Source organism: Fibrobacter sp. UBA4297, assembly GCF_002394865.1.
In the GTDB taxonomy this organism is placed as follows: domain Bacteria; phylum Fibrobacterota; class Fibrobacteria; order Fibrobacterales; family Fibrobacteraceae; genus Fibrobacter.
On sequence record NZ_DGUZ01000001.1, the window covers coordinates 187467 to 205620 of the forward strand.

The 18154-nt window shown below is 50.1% G+C and carries 17 protein-coding genes; 4 read left to right on the forward strand and 13 right to left on the reverse strand.

Translation table 11 applies throughout. The features are described 5' to 3' along the window. Positions 1-8: 8 nt before the first annotated feature. The 10 genes from nuoL to B3A20_RS00855 form a co-directional block, all read right to left on the reverse strand. On the reverse strand, positions 9-1964 hold the full coding sequence (gene nuoL / locus B3A20_RS00810) for an NADH-quinone oxidoreductase subunit L (RefSeq protein ID WP_290760815.1): 1956 nt from the start codon (positions 1962-1964) through the stop codon (positions 9-11). Beyond that, positions 1957-2262, reverse strand: coding sequence for an NADH-quinone oxidoreductase subunit NuoK (nuoK, locus tag B3A20_RS00815; RefSeq protein WP_014546971.1), 306 nt, complete (start codon positions 2260-2262; stop codon positions 1957-1959). The genes nuoL and nuoK overlap by 8 nt, the downstream gene beginning before the upstream one ends. Further along, on the reverse strand, positions 2259-2831 hold the full coding sequence (locus tag B3A20_RS00820; protein ID WP_290760820.1) for an NADH-quinone oxidoreductase subunit J: 573 nt from the start codon (positions 2829-2831) through the stop codon (positions 2259-2261). The genes nuoK and B3A20_RS00820 overlap by 4 nt, the downstream gene beginning before the upstream one ends. Beyond that, positions 2831-3304, reverse strand: coding sequence for a NuoI/complex I 23 kDa subunit family protein (locus tag B3A20_RS00825; RefSeq protein ID WP_014546973.1), 474 nt, complete (start codon positions 3302-3304; stop codon positions 2831-2833). The genes B3A20_RS00820 and B3A20_RS00825 overlap by 1 nt, the downstream gene beginning before the upstream one ends. Positions 3305-3330: 26 nt before the next feature. Next, a complete protein-coding gene (locus B3A20_RS00830) occupies positions 3331-4452 on the reverse strand; it encodes a complex I subunit 1/NuoH family protein (RefSeq protein WP_290760823.1) in 1122 nt (373 codons plus the stop codon). Positions 4453-4455: 3 nt separating this feature from the next. Further along, positions 4456-5592, reverse strand: coding sequence for an NADH-quinone oxidoreductase subunit D (locus B3A20_RS00835; RefSeq protein ID WP_290760825.1), 1137 nt, complete (start codon positions 5590-5592; stop codon positions 4456-4458). Then, on the reverse strand, positions 5589-6848 hold the full coding sequence (gene nuoB / locus B3A20_RS00840) for an NADH-quinone oxidoreductase subunit NuoB (RefSeq protein ID WP_290760827.1): 1260 nt from the start codon (positions 6846-6848) through the stop codon (positions 5589-5591). Before nuoB ends, B3A20_RS00835 begins: the two co-directional genes overlap by 4 nt. After that, positions 6839-7219, reverse strand: coding sequence for an NADH-quinone oxidoreductase subunit A (locus B3A20_RS00845; RefSeq protein ID WP_173467924.1), 381 nt, complete (start codon positions 7217-7219; stop codon positions 6839-6841). The genes nuoB and B3A20_RS00845 overlap by 10 nt, the downstream gene beginning before the upstream one ends. A 130-nt stretch (positions 7220-7349) precedes the next feature. Then, a complete protein-coding gene (locus B3A20_RS00850; RefSeq protein ID WP_290760830.1) occupies positions 7350-7943 on the reverse strand; it encodes a hypothetical protein in 594 nt (197 codons plus the stop codon). Next, a complete protein-coding gene (locus tag B3A20_RS00855; protein ID WP_290760832.1) occupies positions 7940-10087 on the reverse strand; it encodes a RelA/SpoT family protein in 2148 nt (715 codons plus the stop codon). Before B3A20_RS00855 ends, B3A20_RS00850 begins: the two co-directional genes overlap by 4 nt. Positions 10088-10345: 258 nt before the next feature. Between B3A20_RS00855 and B3A20_RS00860 the strand changes: the two genes are divergently transcribed. Continuing rightward, positions 10346-11965, forward strand: coding sequence for a hypothetical protein (locus B3A20_RS00860; RefSeq protein ID WP_290760834.1), 1620 nt, complete (start codon positions 10346-10348; stop codon positions 11963-11965). A gap of 148 nt (positions 11966-12113) precedes the next feature. On the opposite strand, the gene thrH is transcribed toward B3A20_RS00860, so the two are convergent. Together thrH and B3A20_RS00870 are read right to left on the reverse strand one after the other, a co-directional pair. After that, positions 12114-12731: a bifunctional phosphoserine phosphatase/homoserine phosphotransferase ThrH gene (gene thrH / locus B3A20_RS00865; RefSeq protein WP_014546980.1), complete on the reverse strand. Its 618-nt coding sequence runs from the start codon at positions 12729-12731 to the stop codon at positions 12114-12116. A gap of 146 nt (positions 12732-12877) precedes the next feature. Beyond that, complete coding sequence (locus tag B3A20_RS00870) at positions 12878-13765, reverse strand: Hsp33 family molecular chaperone HslO (RefSeq protein WP_290760838.1); 888 nt, start codon at positions 13763-13765, stop codon at positions 12878-12880. 85 nt (positions 13766-13850) lie between these two features. On the opposite strand from B3A20_RS00870, the gene B3A20_RS00875 reads away from it, so the two are divergent. Further along, entirely contained in the window at positions 13851-14396 is a 546-nt protein-coding gene (locus B3A20_RS00875) for a DJ-1 family glyoxalase III (protein ID WP_290760840.1), read from the forward strand. A 295-nt stretch (positions 14397-14691) separates the two neighbouring features. On the opposite strand, the gene sufB is transcribed toward B3A20_RS00875, so the two are convergent. After that, complete coding sequence (gene sufB, locus B3A20_RS00880; RefSeq protein ID WP_290760842.1) at positions 14692-16107, reverse strand: Fe-S cluster assembly protein SufB; 1416 nt, start codon at positions 16105-16107, stop codon at positions 14692-14694. A 98-nt stretch (positions 16108-16205) separates the two neighbouring features. Here sufB and B3A20_RS00885 point away from each other — a divergent pair, with 98 nt between their 5' ends. Both B3A20_RS00885 and B3A20_RS00890 read left to right on the forward strand, forming a co-directional pair. After that, positions 16206-16535, forward strand: a complete 330-nt coding sequence (locus tag B3A20_RS00885) for a DUF3467 domain-containing protein (protein ID WP_290760843.1) — start codon at positions 16206-16208, stop codon at positions 16533-16535. A gap of 145 nt (positions 16536-16680) precedes the next feature. Further along, positions 16681-17931 (forward strand): FISUMP domain-containing protein, encoded by a 1251-nt coding sequence (locus tag B3A20_RS00890; protein ID WP_290760845.1) that lies wholly within the window; start codon positions 16681-16683, stop codon positions 17929-17931. The last annotated feature ends 223 nt before the right edge of the window (positions 17932-18154 follow it).

The following is an 18154-nucleotide window of genomic DNA, read 5'->3' on the forward strand; positions in this document are numbered from 1 at the left end:
GGTGCGCCTTACAGGGGAAGCTGGCCGAAGAATCGCCAAAGGAGAACGCCGACAATCAAAGTGCCCAAGTAGAACGGCAAGTAGCCGGCCTGGGCAAAACGGACCAAGTCACCGAGCTTGTGGACAAACCAGACCGTAAAGGCGAGGAGTCCTTCAATCACGTAATCGTTGAATGCGCGGGCAACGCGGGCGATACCGCCAAAGATAAACTGGCGGACGACGGCGTAGTACATTTCATCGAAGTAGAACTTGTGGTAAATGACTTTATAAATGCCGCTGCGGTTCGTTTCGTCGAGAGCGCGTTGGACTTTTGCCCACGGGCTTGCGTAAAGCACCCAAGCGATAACGAGTGCAACGACTGCAATGCCAACGGCCACAAACGGGAGCCATTCAGCATGGTCGAGCTTGACGAGCTGCGGAACATTCAACTGTCCCGGTACAAAGAACTTTTCGAAAATTCCCTTGCCGAGGATGCCGCTCAAAAGTGCCGGAATCGCAAGAATTACAATCGGGAGTGTCATCGCGAAATCTTCATGCACATGGCCTGCCTTGACGCCTTCGTGACGTGGAGCGCCATGGAACGCAAGGAAGAACAGACGGAACATGTAGAATGTCGTGAGACCGCTCGTAAGGAGCGCAAGCCCAAAGACAACGTAATGGTGCCCTTGGAATGCGGCGAGAATGATTTCGTCCTTGGAGAAGAATCCGGAGAACGGCGGAATGCCCGAAATCGCGAGAATCGAAATGAGCGTGCATGCGTAAGTGAGTTTCATCTTCTTGCCGAGACCGCCCATTGCATCGAGATCGTTCGTGCCGACCTGATGGATTAAGCTACCGGCGATGAGGAACAAGCTGCACTTGAAGAACGCGTGCGTAAAGATGTGGAACGTCGAAGCGGTCCAGCCGGTAACGGCGACAACCTGGCCAATCTTGCAAGCGCCAAGCGCAAACATCATGTAACCCAGCTGCGAAAGCGTGGAGTAGGCGAGGATGCGCTTGATGTCTTTTTGCGTGCAGGCGATGACGGCGGCAAATACCATCGTGAATGCGCCGACCCACATGATGAGCGTGAGGGCGTTATCGCAAATGGCAAAGAACGGGAAGAGTCGAGCGACAAGGTAAACGCCTGCGACGACCATCGTTGCACTGTGAATGATGGAGCTGACCGGAGTCGGACCTTCCATCGCGTTCGGGAGCCAGATATGCATCGGGAACATGGCGGACTTGCCCCAGCCACCGGTGAAAATCAAGATGGAGCCGAGAACGAGCGCTTTGGACTTCGGGATTGTCACAAGGCCGAGGTTGATGAACTGCTTCTGGAAATCAATGAGGCTGAGCGAATTGAGCGTCGAAAAGTCGAAACTGCCGACGACGTAGCTCACGAGCACAATGCCGAGCAAGAAGAAGCTATCGGCAAAGCGGGTGAGGATGAATGCCTGCTTGGAGGCACTTACGGCACTTGGCTTGTGGTACCAGAAACCGATGAGCAGGTAACTCGAAACGCCAACGAGTTCCCAGAAGATGAACATCTGGAAAAGGTTTGTCGCGATGACGAGCCCGAGCATACTAAAACTGAACAGCGAAAGCAGTGCAAAGAAACGCCCGGCGGCGCGGTCTTCGCGCATGTAGCCGATGCTGTAGATGTTCACCATAAAGCTGATGAACGTGACGACTACGAGCATCATCACGGAGAGCGGATCTACGAGCATACCGATTCTTGCGACTAGGTCCCCGATGAACGGGATAAACGTATGGTCGAACAGAATTGCCTTTTGCGGTGCAAAGTCCGAGCTGAAGTAGTGGAATGCGAGTGTGCCTGCGGCGGCAAAGGCAAGGCCGTTGCAAATGACAGCGAAAATCGCTGCGGCTTTAGCGCACTTGTTTCCGAGGAAAAGCCCGTTCACGACGAACGTGATGAGCGGGAACAATAGAATCAAATAGCCGAGAGTGATATCATCAATCATGGAGGTCCCTCAACTGGTCAACGTCAAGACTCTTATGGCGGCGGTACATGGTCACGATAATCGCAAGGGCGATGGCCATTTCGCAAGCCGTCACGGCAATGACAAAGATACTGAACAGAGCGCCTGCAGTCGCATCGTGTGCGGTGAAGTAGGCGAAACTGATAAAGTTGATGTTTGCGGCATTCAGCATGAGCTCAATGGAAATGAGCATACCGATGAGATGGCGGCGGCGCATCAGGCCCCAAACGCCAATCCCGAACAGCAAAAATGCGAGAATCAAGCAATTCAGAAGGTTCATTTGCTAGCCTCCTCTTCGGCATCTTCCTTGGTGCGGCGGGCGACCGTGATAGCGCAAATGAGCGTCATCAAGAGGAGCACGCTTACGATTTCAAACGGGATGATGAATCCGTTCGGATCGTTACCGAGTAAGCGCAAGGCGAAGTTCTGGAGTGAAGAATAGTCGGCGGGGGAGTTCACGACGCCACTTGCCAAGTCCGGAGTCGGCAGCACGCATTTGACCATCACGAACACAAACGCGATGGAAAGCGCAAATGCGGTGAAAATTCGTGGCATCTTTGTCGAGAAGGCGTCTTCGCCCAAATGGCTTGTGAGAAGAATCGTAAACACCACGAAAATCACGACGCCGCCCACGTAAACCATCACCTGGGCAAGTGCGATGAATTCGGCATGCATAAGCATGTAGAGGATCGCGGTCGTGACAAAGCTAAAGATGAGGAACACGGCGCTTTGCAAGATGTTTTTGACTGCAACGCAACAAACTGCCGTCATTAAAATCACGAATGCGACGACATAGAACGCAATGTCCATGCCTCCCATCGGAAACGATAAAGGCAAATCCGGGAACATTAACCTTGCCCCTCCTTCTTATTTAAAATCATTTCAAGATCGTTCGGGTCAGTTGTCGCAACTTCGAATGCGGGACTCATGCGGATGGCTCCAAACGGGCAGGCTTCTACGCAGAGGCCACACTGGGTGCAACTGGCGAAGTGGTACACGTAACGTCCGAGAACCTTCTTGCCTGCAATGTTCTTTGTGGCAAGCACGTTGATGGAGGCGTTCGGGCAGGCGCGTTCGCACATGCCGCAAGCGGTGCAGTGGTTGTTGCCGTCTGCATCTTCGATCATCTCGAGGCGGCCGCGGTAACGGTCGTGCATTTTAAGCGTCTTGCGATTTTCGGGGTACTGTTCCGTAACGATGCGCTTAGGATTGAAAAAATACTTGAGCGTTACGGACAATCCGCAAATAAGGCTCCACGGACCCGTAATGCAACGCTTCAGGTAGCGTTTAATGTATTGAAGAGTTGAAATTTTTTCTTGCATAGTCAATAGTCATTGGTCAATAGTCATTAGAGGCCGATTGCAATGAATGCTGCTCCTGCTACCAGCAAAACAAGGTTGACAGGTAATAAGAATTTCCATTCAAAGTCCATGAGCTGGTCAACACGCGGGCGCACAAATGTCCAGCGGACCATCATGTAGCACCAGACCATAAAGTAAATCTTGGCGAAGAACCATACGACGCCAGGTACCATGTTCAAGACGTTGTCCACAGCAGCGATGCCGATGCACGGCGGGAAGAATCCACCGAGGAAGCATGTGGTCGCAAGTGCGGAGTTCGTGATGAGGGCGATGTATTCGGCGAGGTAGAACATGGCAAACGGAGTGCCATTGTATTCCGTGTGGTAACCGCCCGTAAGTTCTTGTTCTGCTTCGGCAATGTCGAACGGAGCGCGGTTCATTTCGGCGGTACTAGAAATAAAGAAGAGGATGAACGCGATGAAACCGAGGACTGGAATCTTGAAAATCCACCAGTCAAAAATGGTTCCTTCCTGGCTCATCGTAATGCTCATGAGGTTCGTAGAACCCGAAATCATCACGACGAACAGGAGAATCATTGCAAACGAGATTTCGTAGCTGATCATCTGGGCGCCACTGCGGAGCGCACCGAGCAAGGAATACTTGTTGTTACTGCTCCAGCCGCCAAGCAAAATGCCGAGCACGCCAAAGCCGTTCACCGCGATGATGAGCGGGATGCCCATCGAGACGTCGGCCACGACGAGATTCTTGTCGAACGGAATCAAGGCGCAGACGATAAACGGTGCAATCAAGACGATTAGCGGGGCGAGGTAGAACATGAGCTTATCAGCGCCACTCGGAGCATACACTTCCTTGAAGAGCATTTTGATCACGTCCGCGATGGTCTGGAGGGTGCCGTGCCAGCCAAGACGCATTGGGCCAAGGCGACATTGCACGTGGGCGCAAACCTTGCGTTCCATGTAAATGAGAATCGGGGCAGAGCCGATGTTCACCACGCAAACAGCGATAATGCAAATCACGGCGTTGATGAGGAAGGCGACGACGCTGTTGAGGTCTTCGGACTGGATGTTTGCCGGCAGATATTCTGCCAGGCGCGGGACCCAATCACGGACAAAGTCGCCAATAGGATGTGTTACTGAAGGTACAAACATATATTACCTGTCAATTTCCGGAATCACGGGGTCAAGGGTTGCCATGATGGTCACGAGGTCCGAAATCTTGTGGCCTTGAACCATCTTGTTGAGGGCGGCAATATGCGGGAAACTTGGACCGCGCGTGTGGATGCGGTACGGCTTTTCACCGGTCGTTGCGGCGACAACATAAGTCGCGTAAAGACCCTTTGCGGTTTCAATTTCGCTGTAGTAGCGGCCCACGGGGAGTCGCACCGGCTTTTCCTTGCTGCGCCACGGCCCTTCGGGAAACTTTTCGACGCACTGGCGCAAAATCTTCATGGATTGATGGATTTCAGCAATGCGGATTTTGTAGCGGTCGTAGCAGTCGCCGTTTTGGAATACGGGCACGTCAAAGTCGAGCTGGTCGTAAATGCTATACGGGTTTGCACGGCGCACGTCAAAGTTCACGCCGCTAGCGCGGAGCACAGGACCCGAGCAACCGTAAGCGATTGCATCTTCTTTGGAAAGAACGCCAATGCCAATGCTGCGTTCCAACACGATGATGTTTTTCGAAAGGAATCTTTCGTAGTCCTTCATCGTATCTTCCATGTGGTCGAGGAATGCTTTTACGCGCGGGATAAACGTATCCGGCACATCGTAGCGGCTTCCGCCCGGTCTAAAGAAGTTTGTCGTAAGGCGGGAACCTGTGACTTCTTCAAGGATGTCGTGAATCATTTCACGTTCCTTGAAACCGAACAAGAGGCACGTTTGGCCGCCAAGGTCACCGCCAAAGCAACCGTAGAACACCAAGTGCGAGGCAATGCGGCCCAGTTCCTGGAGCATCACGCGGATGTATTCGCCACGGAGCGGAACGCCCACGTTCATGCCCTTTTCAAGAGCAATCACGACGCCCAAGTTATTCTGGATGGCGGTCAGATAGTCCTGACGGTCCGACATGGCGATGTACTGCAAGTAGCTCATCGATTCCGCTTGCTTTTCCATACCGCGGTGGATATAGCCAAAGTGCGGGACCAGTTCTACAATCGTTTCGCCGTCCATGCGGAGCGTGAGACGCAATGCACCGTGAGTACTTGGGTGCTGCGGACCCATGTTGATGAAAAATTCTTCAGTATTCGATTTGCGTTCGAGGCGAAATCCCGGAGGTAACTGATGACTCATATAGGCCTCCTAATCATTTCCGGGTGAGTAAAGTCTTTACGGAGCGGGTAACCCACGAAGTCCTTGTCCAAGAAGATGCGGCGAAGGTCGGGGTGGTTTTCAAACTTGATGCCGAACATGTCGTAAACTTCGCGTTCCTTGATTTCTGCACCGGGGTAGAGGTGCGAGATTGTTGGGACGCTTGCCAAAAGCGATGTCGGGCGTTTTTCTTCGTCAATCGAGAAGTCTTTCTTGAGCTGCACGCAAAGGAAAATCTTGTGGCCGATTTCAAGACTTCTGAGCATTGTCACCATGTCGAAGTGGTCGTCGTAGTCAATGGCGGTCACGTCAATCAGGTAATCCATCTTGAATTCAGGATCGTTCTTGACAAATTCAACAACGTTCAAGTAGTCCTCTTTTTCGAGCATGACTTCGAGCGGGCAGTCCGCAGGCATCTTGGCGACGACATCTTCTGGAGTGTCTTCACCGCGCGTATGCACAGTCACGTTCGGGAACTTGGCGCGGAGCTTTGCAAAAAGCTCTTGCTGCGTAAGGCCCAAGCGCTTGAACGGCACACGTTCCACTTCTGGAAAATCCGGCTTCTTGACACGAATCGGCTTGAAGGTACTCTTGTAGTCCGGATTTTCTTCCTTGAACTTCGCGCGGGCTTCTGCCATTTGCTCGTCTTTCATTTCTTCGAGAGCGGCCCAGGTCTTTGCGGCTTCGCGGTAGCGGTCCATTGTCGAAACGTCTTTCGGTTCGCCTTCGTGCCACGGGTTGCGGCAAGTTTCCTTGAGGATCTTTTCGCGGAGCGTCAAAAGCCCGTGGAACAAGGCTTCGGGGCGTGGCGGGCAACCGGGAACGAACACGTCGACCGGGATCAAGTTCTGTGCACCACGGACAACAGAATAGTTGTCGTAGATGAACGGGCCGCCGCTAATCGTGCAGGCTCCCATTGCAATTACGTACTTGGGTCCTGGAATTTGTTCCCAAAGCATCTGGATGGCGGGTGCCATGCGGCGGGTAATTGTTCCTGCCAAAATAAACAAGTCTGCCTGTCTCGGGGACGAGCGGAACACTTCAGAGCCAAAACGGGCAATGTCATAACGGGCCATAGAGCTCGACATCATTTCGATGGCGCAGCAGCTAGTACCGTATGTCAGAGGCCAAATGGAGTTTGCACGGGCCCAGTTCACAATATAGTCGATGGCGTTTACAACGTACTTTCCACCGGGGATAGGGTCCAAGATCTTTGGAGCTAAATTGATTATTCCCATTTGAGAATTCCTTTTTTCCAGGCGTAAGCAAGGCCCGAAACGAGAATCGCAATGAAGATGATAAGGTCAATAATGACGACTGATGGCGGGAGCGCCGTGTGGCCTGCCATGATTTCTTTGAAGTTCATCATGACGGGGAAGAGGAACAGCGCTTCGATATCAAACACGAGGAAGAGCAAGGCGAACAGGTAGTAGCCCACCTTGAACTGAATTCTTGCGTTGCCGATGGTTTCCATACCGCATTCGTACGGTGCCATCTTGTTCTTTGTATTCTTGGTGCGGTAGCCTAGCAATAGGCCTGTGACGGTTGCCGCCGCCGCGATAAACGCGCCTAGAAAAAGGAAGATTGATAGTATTATATATTCTGACATTTTTAGGTTATAGGTTGTAGGTTAAAGGTTGTAGGAGACAGGTGAAGTTATACACACGTTGTGTGTATATATTAGGTGGCGAAGCCACGATTATATTCCTAATACCTAACACCTGTTACCTAATCCCTTACTAATAAAAGTTCTGCAAGTCCTGGACGGTTCCGAATAGCGTGTTTGCAATCTGGAAGCGGTCCAGAACGTGTTTTAACATATCTTTGAATTCGTCAATTGTTCCTGCGTTCATTGTGTTGAGTTTGTCCTGAATATCGCTCACGAAGCCGTAAACGACCGGGCTCGATTTCATGCCTTGCATTTCCCCGCTCCATTGCTGCAACACTTTGTCTGTATCGATTCTTGCGATAATGTAGCGCGTTGTCGAAAGCAGTTCCTGCAAAAAATGCACGAGGAAAATTTCTTCTTGCAAAATACCCCAGCGTTTGTCCTTGGAGTACAGCGAAGAGTTTTCCGCCTTGCCGTAAAAAATCGCCGCTTGCGCATACTCGAGACATGTCATCAAGAGCCTTTCGTAACGCTTGATGTCTTTGCTCAAGTGCTGGTACCACGCGTTGTTTTCTTCGGGCGTGGATTCCTTTGTTTCGACGATTTCGTTCGGGAACAGCGCTCGGAACGCGTAATACACTTCTTCGTAATAACGGTTCCTCATGCGGCAGTTGAACGCACGGTTTTTTTGTGTGTAGTCGCAATGGTGTAGGGAAGATATCATGCTTTTTCAACCCCTCTGACGCCCTCGACTTGCCTTATCTTGGTCACAATGGCATCGACCTGGTCCTTGCGGAACGCCTTGAATTCCATACGGATGCGACCTGTGTATTGGGCGCTCGCGATGCTCATGCGGTCAAGGGACAGGTTCTCGTCTTTCAGAACCATCAGGATGCTTAACGGCAAGTTCCTGCGGTTGTCTGTTTCAATTGTGAGGTGCGTGGTAAATGGCTTCGAAACGTCGGCGCTCCAGTCGACAGGGAGGCGTTGGTCGGTCGGCAAGTCTTTGAGGCAAGGGCAGTCGCTCTTGTGGACTTCAATACCGATTTGCGGGCGCATCACGCCGACAATCTTATCGCCTGGGACAGGGCCGCAGCAACTAGCAAAATGGATGAGGAGGCTAGTTTCCTGGCCAATCATCAATGGCATTTCGTCGGTGAGCGTATTGTCCATGTCTTTTCCGAATTTCGGGTAGAAGCGGATGGCTGCGGTTTCCTTGGATATATCGTTTCCGCCGTTCAAGAAACGGTGGATGTCCTGGAGCGGCAGTTCGCCCTGACCAATCTTTTCAAAAAACTCGTTGAGGCTTGTGATGCCGAAGTGTTTGAGTATATCCTCTTCCTTCGGGCGTTTGTCCTTTTCGATTTTAAGGAGGCGCAGTTCGCGCGTCCAGATTTCTTTACCGAGGCTACGGGACTGGATGATGATGCTTGTCTTCATCCACTTGCGGAGCTCCTGCTTTGCCTTGATGGTCTTGACCATTTCAAGCCATTCCGGGCTCGGTTCCTGATTTGGGCTCTTTAGAATCTGGATGGTCGCGCCGTGCGGTACTGGTTCATCGAGGCTCACGACCTTGTCGTTAATGCGGGCTCCAATGCAGTGGAGCCCAAGTTCCGTGTGTACTGCAAATGCAAAGTCCAAAACGATGGCGCCTTCGGGGAGCTCAATGGATGCGCCCTTCGGGGTGAACACCGTCATGCCTTCGGGCTTCAAGTCCACCTTCAAGAAGTCGAGGTATTCCTTGGAGTCTGAGATTTCGGATTGCAGTTTGACCATGTGGTCGAGCCAGGCGAGTTCTTCGCCTTCGTGCTGCGTTTCCATCTTGTAGGCCCAGTGGGCGGCGAATCCCTTTTCGGCGGTAAGGTCCATGTCCTTTGTGCGGATCTGGACTTCGACCATCTTGTTTTCGGGACCGATGACGGTTGTATGGATGCTTTGGTAAAGGTTCGGCTTCGGGGTCGCGATGTAGTCCTTGAAGCGGCTTTGAAGCGGTGTCCAGAGGTTGTGCACGTAACCCAGAGCGAGGTAGCATTCCGGAATCGTTTCGACGATAATGCGGATGGCGAAAATGTCGAAGATGTCTTCGAAACCGCAACCGCGTGCAATCATCTTGTTATAGATGCTGTATATATTCTTGGTGCGCCCCTGGATGGTGCAGTCGAAGTCTTCGAGGGCCATCTTGATCTGGAGCGGGCCAATCACGGATTGCACGTAGTTTTCGCGCTTTTCCTTGTTTTCGATAAGCGCGTCGACGATTTTCTGGTATTCGTCTGGGTTTACGTACTTGAAACTCAGGTCCTCGAGCTCGGTCTTGAGCTTGTAAAGGCCGAACCTGTGGGTGAGGGGCACGTATATGTCGAGCGTTTCCTGGGCGATGGACTTGCGTTTTTCGGGTTTCATGTACCGCATGGTGCGCATGTTGTGGATGCGGTCCGCGATTTTGATCATGATGACGCGCGGGTCTTTGGCCATGGCCGTAATGAGCTTACGGTAGGTGCTTGCCTTTTGCGCTGTCTTGCTTGATTCCTGGACGGCGGTAATCTTAGTCACCGCATCGACCATGAACGCCGTGTCTTCGCCAAAAAGTTCTGAAATTTCACTGAGGGTATGCGGGGTGTCTTCCACCACGTCGTGCAATAAGCCTGCGAGTACCGTTGCTTGGTCTTGCTTGAGGTCTGCAAGAATCTTGGCCACTTCGTAAGGGTGTTCTGTGTAGGGCATGCCGCTCTTGCGGTATTGACCATCGTGGGCATCGGCAATAAAGGCTATAGCTTTTCTGAGAATCCCTTCGTCAAGTTTGGGATTCTTCTTAAGGAGCACACTTACAATGTGCTCTTGGTTCGTTGTAAATTTAGCCTGATCCATCATTCTCAATTTATCTAATAATTTGATACTTATGCGGCTTTTTTTCGAAAATATGCCAAAAATAAGACGAAAAAAGCATCGACTTGACTAGAAAAAAGGAAAAATGGAAAATTTCCAGTTTGCGGGTAGATGCATCTGAATGAGTGCGTTGTAACTGTTACAACAAAAAAGTTATTACACATCGCCCAAAATTTTTAGAATAGATTAATTTAAAGGACAACAATTCCGCCGAATTCACGGCTGTTGTTGGGGTTGGTAAATATGAATAAGTGGATGAAAGTAATGCCAATGGCAGTTGCTGCCTTTGGGTTATGGGCGTGTGGCGATGAAGCTGTGACTTCTGCCGCGCAATGTACAACAAAAGAATGCTTGGAACAGGTCGGTCAATCCGCTGGAATTATTTCTGGTGGAGAATCTAGCTCCAGTTCGTACGCCGAAAATAGCGTAGAATCAAGTTCTGATGACGGTTCTGGCAGTCAGGGACCTGATTCTTCTGCAGATGCTCAATCTCCGACGAGTAGTTCTGATGTCGCTATTTCTAGCGGTGCTTCTAGTAGTAGTGTCCTTGGACCTCAGCTTTCGTCGAGTAGCGATGCTTTGCCTGGAAGCAGCAGCGATGCTGTCTCTAGTTCTAGCCGTGGACATCATCATTCTAGTTCGTCTGCAACAAAGCCGGAAGTCTCTAGCTCTAGCGAATCAACGCCTCCGACTCCGGTAAATGAATTTGTTGAAGACCATCGCAGTGAATGCAAGATTGGCAATATTCCGACGAGCGTGAACAACGCGAAGTTGCCTGACCCGTTCATGGGTCTTGATGGCAAGCGCATTTCTTCGAAGGCCGATTGGAAGTGCCGCCGTGAAGAAATTGGTGCGATGCTTGAAAAGCTCATGTTCGGTCAAAAGCCGCGCAATCCGGAAAAGGTCGAAGGCTCCTATTCCGGCGGAAAACTCACTATCAAGGTGACGGACAAGGGCAAGTCTGGCAGTTTCTCTGTAAACATTTCTAATGCAGGCACCAAGGACAAGCCGAAACCGGCTCTCATTGGGTTTGGCGGTGGCATGATGGGCGGTTGCGGAAGCCTCGGCAAGGCAACGGACGGCCTTGACATCGCTATGATTACTTTCAACCCGGATAACGTTGCTCCTGAAAGCGGTGGAGGCATGTTCTTCAACATCTATGGTGGTAACACGAACAACTATGGCACCATCATTGCGTGGGCCTGGGGCGTGAGCCGCATTATCGATGCTCTTGAAAAGACGCCTGAAGCCGGTATCGATGTGCATCACCTCGCTATGACGGGCTGCTCTCGCTGGGGCAAGGGAACGCTTGCCGTGGGCGCATTCGACGAACGTATCGCACTGACCATTCCGCAGGAATCTGGTTCCGGTGGTGCATCGCTTTGGCGTGTGGGCGCTCAGGTGAACAAGCAGAAGGGCAAGCAGTTTGTGCAGGGCCTGGCCAGCGCAGGTTCTGAAGGCAAGTGGATGATTTCTAGCTTCAAGAGCTATGACGGCAGGGAAAACACGCTCCCGTTCGACCAGCACATGCTCGTGAGCATGGTCGCTCCGCGTCCGCTTCTCATCATCGATAACGCTGGCCAGGAATGGCTTGGCGAAGTGCCATCGAACTACTGCGGCCAGGCTTCTCTTGAAACCTACAAGGCTCTTGGTGTGACTGAAAACTACACTTACAGCCAGGAAGGCGGTCATGGTCACTGCCAGCTTCCGAACGGGCAGTTTGACGAAGTCAAGGACTTTATCAACAAGTTCCTGCTCAATAAGGATGCCAAGACGGGTAAGATTGACTATTCCAAGAACACGCAGACCATCAATTTCAAGAAGTCTGAATGGATTGACTGGGAAACGCCTAATTTGAAGTAGTTTTTTAGTCGTTAGTTGTTAGTCATTGGTTATTAGTTATAGGTTGTTTTTTCTAATGACTATTGATCATTGACTAATGACCGTTGACTGATTATAAAAAATAACCGCCGACATTGTGTCGACGGTTTTTGTATACGTTGTGCTTTTTTTACAGCGAATCTTGGAATTTGTGGAATTTGTCCAAAAGTTCTGCGTAAGTCTTTGTGGCTTCGAGCTGCGGGAACTGTGCCACGATGGAATCCGGAGCGCAGAAGAAGCAACCCTTGTCTGCCTGCTTGAGCATGCCCGTGTCGTTGAAGGAATCGCCCGAGGCGAACACCTTAAAGTTGAGTTCCTGCAAATGCTTTACGACCTTCGTCTTCTGGTCGCTCATGCGCAAGTGATAACCCTTGATCATGTCGTTTTCGACCACGAGATTGTGGCAGAAAATTGTCGGGAATCCGAGATTCTTCATGATGGGGTAGGCGAATTCCTGGAACGTGTCCGAGAGAATAATCACCTGGGCTTCGTCGCGGAGCGTGTCCATAAAGTCACGGGCACCATCGAGGAGTCCGAGGTTTGCGATAACGTTTTGGATGTCAGAGAGCTTGATGTTTTCGCGTTCGAGAATCTTGATGCGGCCCTTCATGAGCACGTCGTAGTCGGGGATGTCGCGAGTGGTGAGGCGGAGGTCCTTGATGCCCGTCTTTTCGGCGACGGCAATCCAGATTTCTGGCGCAAGAACGCCTTCCAAGTCAAGAGTGACAACACATTGCTTAGTAAACATGATTTTAGGTGTTAGGTTGTAGGTTTTAGGTGGTTGTGGCTTAAGGGTCTTTAGCTATTAGTCATTAGTTGTTAGTAGATAATTGTGCTTACGGCACCAAACTTTAAAAAACTAAAGACCATTGACTAATGACTATTGACCTAGCACTATATTTTCTTATTTCTCTCGTCTATAATTTCTTGCATGTCAGCAGGTGTAATTGTGTAGTTTGTACGGCAGAAGTCGCAGACAACGTTTAAGTCCTTGTTTTCGCTGCTGAGTTCTTGCAGGTCCTTGAGCGGGAGCGTTGCAAGCGTTGCGAGCATGCGGTCCTTGCTGCACGGGCAGAAGGGCTTCGGGTCGATTTCGCGCACCACTTCGATGTCGTACGGGCCGCGGAGCTGGTCCAGAAGTTCATCAAGGTCAAAGCCCTTGTCTGCCTTGTACATGTCGCAGAACTTCGGGAGGTTTTGCACGATGACTTCGATTAAGTTGATGTCCTTGTCCTCGAGGTCCGGGAAAGCTTCTATGTAGAAGCCTGCGGCGTAATCGAGTACGCTCGGGTCCTGAGTGTTGTACTGGGCTTCGATTCCAACGGCAGAGCGAATCTGTTCGGACTGCAAAAGGTATGTAGCGAGGTTCTGACCCACGGAAACGGACGGAGCTTCGATAATGCTTTCGTGAACGCGCTTGCCCTGTTCGTTCAACTTTACGACTTGCACATGCTGAGGCACGAGGGCGGGTTCGTTTGCTCCGATTGCCTGGAGTTCAGCCTGCGGAATCATGGCGCGGACAAGACCCATCGGGGTCGAGTCTGTTTGAATTTTCGTAATTTCGCCACCAAAAGTAGTGGTATAGGAAACTGTACCTGCGAATTTAAGGCCTGCGCTCAGGAAAATGCTTGCAATGGAGTTTTCGGCAAGCAACTTGAGGGCAAAACCCTTGGCGTTGTGGTGACGGCCGATTTCGTTCATGGTCTCAGTCAAATCGACCACGATAAGGCGGAAGGGCGTTTTTTTGCCCGTCGCACGGATGATTCTGTCTTTAAAATTCATACCCTAAATATAGAATTTAACGGATTTGTAAGCCCTGTGTAGATTGAAAAAAGCTATAATAATCAAGTAACTATTTGGAGGTATTATGCAAATTCTCGTACTCTTGGCTGATGGTTTTGAGGAAACGGAATTCGTTGTTCCTGTTGATTTGTGGCGCCGTGCCGGATTCAAGGTGACTATTGCGTCTGTTTCGGGGGCTGATTTAGTCAATGGCCTTCATGGGCTCAAAATCCAGTCCGATGTTGCTTTGAATAAACTTGAACCGACCGATTTCGATGCTGTTTTCTTGCCGGGTGGCGGTGTAGGTGTGCAGAACCTCAAGGCAAGTGCTGCTGTTGAAAATGCAATTTGCAGTCTCAATGATGATAATAAATGGATTTTGGCTATTTGTGCCGCTCCGACGGTACTCAGCAAGGCGAGAATTCTTGTCGACAGAAAGGCTACGTGTTACCCAGGCTGTGAAACAGACCTTGTTTGTCGCGAATTCTCTACGGATCGCGTTGTTGTCGATGGTCATATCGTTACAAGCCGTGGTCCGGGTACGGCTGAAGAATTTGCTCTAAAGTGCATTGCCGAGATGGGTAGCACTGAACTTTCTGAACAAATCCAACGTCAAATCGTTGCTCGCTAAGTTGTCTGTATCATACTGTATCATGACAAAACCCTGAGGTATTCCCCTGTAACTATGCAGGGGATTTTTTTATAGACGGTTTATAATTTGTTTATTCATTCTTAAGTTGTTAGTCAATAAGTACAATGTTTGTACGATAAATTATTTTTTTATAAAAAATTGAATTTAGGTGACACTTTATATTGTAAAAAATGCTATATATAAAGTACTCCATATACACCAATAAGGGTCGGAAACTAAAATTTCCGGCCCTTTCCTTTTTGAATTAAAAGTCCACAGTTGTGTATTTGGGGTGTTAACCGACGCTGTGCTCGAGCTTGAGGGTGAGGAGCTGGCGTGCTTCGGTAGCAAATTCGCCCGGGAGTTCCTTGAAAACGTCCTTGCAGAATCCGCCCACCATCGCTTGTATAGCGTCTTCGCGCTTGATGCCACGACTTTCGAAGTAGAACAGCTGGTCTTCGCTGATACGGCTGGTCGTAGCTTCGTGCTCGGTCTGGGCGCTTGCGTTTGCGACGGTGATGTAGGGGAACGTGTGGGCGGCGCTCTTGGTACCGACGAGCATGCTATCGCACTGGGTGTAGTTGCGGGCGCCTGTAGCGGACTTGCGGATGCTCACTTCGCCACGGTAGGCGTTGCTGGAATAGTCTGCGCTGATGCCCTTCGAAATGATCGTGCTCTTGGTGTTCTTGCCGATGTGGATCATCTTTGTGCCGGTGTCTGCCTGCATGTGGCCGTTCGTGAGAGCCACGCTATAGAATTCACCGACGGAATTGTCGCCCTGCAAGATGCAGCTCGGGTACTTCCACGTGATGGCGGAACCCGTTTCGACCTGCGTCCAGCTGATGCGGCTGTTCTTGCCTGCGCACTTGCCACGCTTCGTGACGAAGTTGTACACGCCACCTGCGCCTGTTTCGCGGTCGCCGGCATACCAGTTTTGCACGGTAGAATACTTGATTTTAGCGTTTTCCTTGGCCACGAGTTCCACGATGGCGCTATGGAGCTGCTTGCTCGAAAATTCAGGGGCGGTGCAGCCTTCAAGGTAGCTCACGCTTGCGTCGTCATCGGCGATAATCAGTGTGCGTTCGAACTGGCCTGCTTCCTTGTTGTTGATGCGGAAGTAGGTGGAAAGGTCCATTGGGCACTTGACTCCAGGCGGAATATAGACGAAGCTACCGTCGCCAAAGACCGCGCTGTTGAGGGCCGCAAAGTAGTTGTCGCCAGCGGGGACCACGCTACCCAGATATTCCTCGATGAGTTCCGGGTATTCCTTGATGGCGTCGCTGATGGAGCAGAAGATAATGCCCATTTCCATGAGCTTCTTCTTGTGGCTTGTGTAAATGCTGACGGAGTCGAACACAGCATCGACGGCCACGTTTGCGAGTCGCTTCTGTTCGTCGAGCGGGATGCCGAGCTTTTCAAAAGTCGCCAAGAGTTCCGGATCCACGTCTTCAATTTTTTCGTGGCTTTTCTTGGTCTTCGGTGCGGAGTAATAGACGATGTCCTGCAAATCGACAGGGTTAAAATGGAGCTCTCCCCAGTTGGGCTGTTTCATCGTCTTGAGCTTTTCGTAGGCTCTCAAGCGGAAATCGAGCATGAACTGCGGTTCGCCACGGAGCGCTGACGCCCTGCGGATGATATCCTCGTTAAGGCCTTTTTCGAAGGCTTCGTTCTCAATATCAGTGACAAATCCGTATTTGTAATTTTCGCTCATCTTTAACCCGCTTTAAACGAGTGCAAAGATAGTAAAATGTGGGAGCTGTTCCAAACGGGGCAACTCCATTTCTGTGTTAACCTACCGGTATGGTAGGCTTGAGATTTGTCCTTGTTACCTTGGTTTGTCATGCCCGCCACTTGTCACCCCGGACTTGTTCCGGGGTCGCCATCCTTGCGCGTCATTCTGAAGCCGCCAGCAATGCGACCAATGTTGTTGCCGGTCGCGAAGAAGTTATGGTGCTCTTGGGCGTAAATCGCGCCTGGAAAATGAATCAGGAAAAAGTCGATGTTGATCTCGCCGAACGCGTGGTGATGACTCCGTTCACGGCAAAGCGCCTTGCCATTATGCTTGGTGCAACCCTCAAGGCATACGAAGCCAAGTACGGAAAAATCGAAATCGGTATCCCGGAAGGCAATAAGGGTTAATTTTTACACCTCAAACGGGTTCTGGGGCCTATGGCCTCAGGACCTTTTGAGGTGGTTAATAATAAATTTCTAATATTATTGGGTATATGGAAGAGGTCTGCGGCATGTGCTTGTTTTGCGCCTGCTGCTGAAAAAGGAGTACAGAATGAGAAAATTCGTAAGAGCTATGTGTCATCCTGGAGCGCAAAGCGCGATAGGATCCATTATGGTCCTTTTGCTTACCATAGCCCTCATCGCTTGTGGCGGCGATAGCGGGACATCTGCAAATGATGGAGATGGCGGCTCGGAGACCGCCATGACGAGTAGTAGCCGTCATTCCGGACCTGATCCGGAATCTAGCAGTAGTAAGACAGTTTCCTCTTCGTCTGTTAAAACCGTCTCCTCTTCTTCCTCTGTCATTCCCGCCTCGAGCGGGAATCTCCCTTCATCTTCGAGTAAAAGGGTCGAGTCTAGTTCTAGTCAAAAGATTGCTTCCTCCTCGTCCTCGACTACTCGCAAAGCCGTCTCGTCTTCGTCTGTTAAAGCCGTCTCCTCTTCATCATCTGTAAAGGCTGTATCCTCCTCGTCCTCTGTCATTCCCGCCTCGAGCGGGAATCTCCCTTCATCTTCGAGTAAAAAGGTTGAGTCTAGCTCCAGTCAAAAGACGGCTTCTTCTTCGAGTCTGAACAATGATGTATCCAGTGGTGTTGAGTATAAACCGTATGCTCATGATACATGCCTTGCAGGAAACTGGAATATTCACAAGAGCGTTTACAAACAGTTTACCGACCCACGTAATGGCCGTAGTTATTATTACTATACGGCAACTTCGTATAAAACAGGTGAATCTGTAACAGTCATGGCGGAAAATCTGAACATCGGCGAGATGGTTCTTGGTGAAAATGACCAGAATGACGATACAAAGATTGAACGCTATTGCTACAACAATGATACCACTAATTGCGATAAGTATGGTGGGTTGTACCAGTGGGCTGAAATGATGCAGTTACCGAGTAGCTGCAATACCGAAAGTTGCTATAAAAAAATTAGACGCGATCATCGAGGAATTTGTCCTGAGGGCTGGCGCTTGTTTACTTGGGATGATTACGAAATCGTGAAAGATTATTATGACAAATATGATGAAGGTATTACTCCAGGTTTACGCTCGCAGTGCTTTAGTGGGTACAATACAAGTGGTTTTTCCTTAATTGGTGGTGGGTTAAGAACTGCTGAAGGAAAATTTAAAAAATTAACTGAATATGCGGCATGGTTTAGGCCTGAAGAATATAAGAACGGTAGCGATGTTAAAGCTTTTAGTGCTATTGTTTCTAGTTTGATTAACGATGCTCCATCAAAAGATGAAGATTGGGATTTAAAAGTAAAAGGTTTCTCAGTTCGTTGTACAAAGATAGAGTAAAAATCTCTTAACGAATAAAAAGAACTCCCATGGGTGGGAGTTCCTTTTCCAAAAAAAGTTTTATTAAAAATCGGCGTACGTTGGTACGCCAAAGGCAATCAAGGCGAATGATGCAGAAATAAACTTGTTTATTTCTATATCTGAGCCGCAAAGCATTGCACGAAGTGCAAAGGCAATCCTTATGTCAAAAAAGCGTGCTAAGTGAGAGTCGCAGAAAACTTGC